This is a genomic window from Rhodococcus sp. P3_B8 (genome assembly GCF_056402775.1).
This window is the reverse complement of record NZ_JBFUGT010000522.1, coordinates 1-2,780: the sequence shown is the minus strand read 5'-3', so window position 1 is coordinate 2,780 and position 2,780 is coordinate 1. Positions and strand designations below refer to the sequence as shown.

The 2,780-nt window shown below is 66.3% G+C and carries 4 protein-coding genes and 1 pseudogene; all 5 read right to left on the bottom strand.

All coding sequences use genetic code 11. The annotated features are described in order from the left end of the window. A partial coding sequence (locus AC1D1G_RS43980; protein WP_477956793.1) for a DUF1206 domain-containing protein occupies positions 1–644 on the bottom strand: 644 nt, incomplete at its 3' end. Further along, positions 637–1,732 (bottom strand): annotated as a pseudogene (locus AC1D1G_RS43975) (fatty acid desaturase family protein). The pseudogene AC1D1G_RS43975 and the gene AC1D1G_RS43980, both read right to left, overlap by 8 nt. 75 nt (positions 1,733–1,807) lie before the next feature. Further along, positions 1,808–1,963 carry a DUF6131 family protein gene (locus AC1D1G_RS43970; protein WP_317567366.1) on the bottom strand — a complete coding sequence of 52 codons (156 nt, stop codon included), beginning with the start codon at positions 1,961–1,963 and terminating at the stop codon, positions 1,808–1,810. 60 nt (positions 1,964–2,023) lie between these two features. Continuing rightward, the gene (locus AC1D1G_RS43965) at positions 2,024–2,218 is read right to left on the bottom strand and encodes a CsbD family protein (RefSeq protein WP_317567365.1); all 195 of its coding nucleotides are present in this window, start codon (positions 2,216–2,218) and stop codon (positions 2,024–2,026) included. 82 nt (positions 2,219–2,300) lie between these two features. Then, entirely contained in the window at positions 2,301–2,765 is a 465-nt protein-coding gene (locus AC1D1G_RS43960; protein ID WP_477956794.1) for a hypothetical protein, read from the bottom strand. Positions 2,766–2,780: the final 15 nt, after the last annotated feature.

Sequence of the window (2,780 nt, the reverse complement as noted above, 5' to 3'; positions counted from 1 at the left end):
GTGCCCAGTCGTCGCACGAGCGGGCTGGTGGTTCCTTCGAGGTCGTCGAGGAAGCTGCGGCTGACTCCTTTGTAGACGTGGTATCCGCCGACCGCGATGATGACGAGCGCCGCGGCCACGAGAACGATCGTGCCGGCGGTGGTTTGCATCAGCCGGGCCGTGATCCCCGCACTCTGGCCGCTGCTCGACTTGCCGCTGCCGCGGGCAAATCCGAATGCCGAGAAGGCGAAAGCGAAGTAGACCACCGCCAGGGCAAAGGCCTTGAGACGATCGATGATTTCCGATTTCTTGCTGTCGGCGTCCGGTCGGGACGAACTGCCGAGTGCCGCTTCGGCGAGCCGCCACAGGCCCATGATGGCGAACGCGACCACGCCCACCCACAGTGCGGCGATGCCGCCCGGTTTGGCAGCCAGTTCCGTCATGGCACCGGATTGATCGGCGGTGCCGGCTGTGCCGCCGAGGGCGAGCCGGATCGCGATGTAGCCGATGATCAGGTGCACGATGCCGCTCACGACGAACCCTGCGCGGGCGAATCGTTCGAAGAAGCTGTTCTGGGCCACCCGTCCTGCGGTAGAGGACGAGTTGTCTTGCGACGCCGGCGAGGAGGTGGCGGCGGGTGCCGGGGAAGGTGTGGTGTCAGGCATGGCGATCGTCCGATGTTGGTGGTGGCGACCGTCGGCGGGTGCGACGGTGAGTGGGCAGGGCTCGTAGGGCTGTCCGGAGCCCGATGCGGGAAGCCGGGGTTGATTCGATCGGCTCACGCACGGTGCGGAATTTCAGTTCGGAGGCCGTCTCGGGGGCGTCGTCGACGGTCGCGCGCAGAAACCGGTCGAGCAGTGCGAGTTTGTGGATGGTGCGCAGTGTCTGCAGGTACTGGCCGGCCAGGGAGCCGGTGGTGTAGGGCAGGTCGTATTTCTCGCACAGTGCTTGCATCTTGGTGGAGATTTCCGCGTAGCGGTTGCTCGGAAGGTCGGGGAACAGGTGATGCTCGATCTGGTAGCAGAGGTTGCCGCTGAGGAACGCCATCACCGGGACGGCACGGAAGTTGGCCGCGCCGAGCATCTGCCGCAGATACCATTCCGCCCCGCGTTTCGTTCTCGAGTCGGCGAGGGTGAACTTCTCGGCGCCGTCGGGGAAGTGCCCGCAGAAGATCACCACGTACGCCCAKACGTTCCGCAGCAGGTTCGCGGTCAGGTTCGCCGTCAGCGTCCGTCGCCACCGGCGTCCGCTGAGGGCGGGAAAGAGCAGGTAGTCCTTGCCGGTCTGGCGGGCAATCTTCCCGAGCAGCGCGCGGGTCTGGGCGGATTTCTCGGCGGCGGTGCCGGTGCGTGTCTGCTCGGAATACAGGTCGTGCAGGGCGATGCCCCATTCGAACGTCGCCGCCAACAACAGGTTCCGCAGCGGTTGCAGCAGATGTTCCGGCTTCCACGGTTGGTCACGGGTGATGCGGATGACCCCGTAGCCGAGGTCGTCGTCCATCCCGACAATGTTGCTGAACACGTGGTGGCGGTGTCCCGAGAACCCACCCGGTGGTGGTCCTGCTGCCGTGGATCACCAACCGGGCCGCGGCATCGAGTACCCGCTGGAGGCCGATGGTGCGGCGGATGTAGGCGGCGTCCCGGTCCCCGAGCGACTCGGTGATGTCCCGGCGGATGCTGGTCAGTTCGTCGCTGAGCGCCTCGACGTCCGCGTCGGTGAGGTGTGCGTATTCCTTGATGTCGGAGATGGCCATGGCGTCCTCCAGGTTCCGGACGAGCCCCCCGTCCGGAACCTGGTGGTGCCCCGTCCGGTGCGGCCTCGGGCCGGGTCAGTAGTAGTGGCGTCGGCCCGCTACCGCGTGGCCGGTCATGCCCATGATCTCGAGGACCACGCCGATGACGATGAGCGCGACCCCGACGTACAAGAGGACGGGGATGCCGGCCACCGCGCCGATGATGGCGAGGATGATTCCGAGGATGATCATGACGGCGACCTGATTTCGGGACAGAGAGTGGGGATTGGGGTTTCGGACGGTGTGAGCGGGTCAGTGTTTGAAGGGGTGCCTGATCTTCTCTCCCGCGTGCTTGAGCTTGTCGCCGGTTTGCTTGGCGTTGCCCTTGGCCTGCTCTGCACTCCCCTCGGCTTCCATGCGTTCATTTCCGAGGGCCTTGCCGACGGTCTTCTTGGTTGCGCCCTCGGCGGTTTCGGTCTTGTGCCGAAGCTTCTTCACGATGCTCATGGCGGTACTTCTTCTCTCTCGGGTGATCGGCCGGTGCGGGTGCGGCGGTCGATGTCAGTGGGGGACCGATGCGGGAATGTCCTCAGCGTGCGACATCGTGGGTGGCGGCGGCCTGAGTTGTTCGGTGGGCGAATGGGTGCCGCCAGTCGCGGCGCCCGTATCGCTGGTCGCGGTGATCTGTCCCGTGCGGGGTCCTGTCGACGGTGTCCGGGTTCGCGGCGACCATGTTGCGCTGTTCGGCGCGGCGGTCCCGGTCCTGGTACGCGTCCGCTGTTTCGCGGCGGGATTCTGTCAGGTCGTGGCGGGCGACGCGGCCGCGTCGGGAGGTGCGCCGGGCACCGGCCAGTAGCAGGCCGAGTCCGATGAGCCCTACCGCGCCGACGACGATGCCGTAAAGGAACAGCGTCCCGGTGGAACCGGTGATGTGATACCCGAACACTGCGAACCCGTCGGTGAGGGTATGCCCGTCGCCGCTGTTGCTCAGCACGCCGGTGAGTCCGACGATCACGGCGGCGAGAAGGACGACGAGTCCGAAGATGATGATCATGGCGGCCTCCAGGGC

Coding starts and splice junctions, on each gene's coding strand:
- AC1D1G_RS43970 (WP_317567366.1), bottom strand. CDS start 1,963: ATGATCATCCTCGGAATCATCCTCGCCATCATCGGCGCGGTGGCCGGC.
- AC1D1G_RS43965 (WP_317567365.1), bottom strand. CDS start 2,218: ATGAGCATCGTGAAGAAGCTTCGGCACAAGACCGAAACCGCCGAGGGC.
- AC1D1G_RS43960 (WP_477956794.1), bottom strand. CDS start 2,765: ATGATCATCATCTTCGGACTCGTCGTCCTTCTCGCCGCCGTGATCGTC.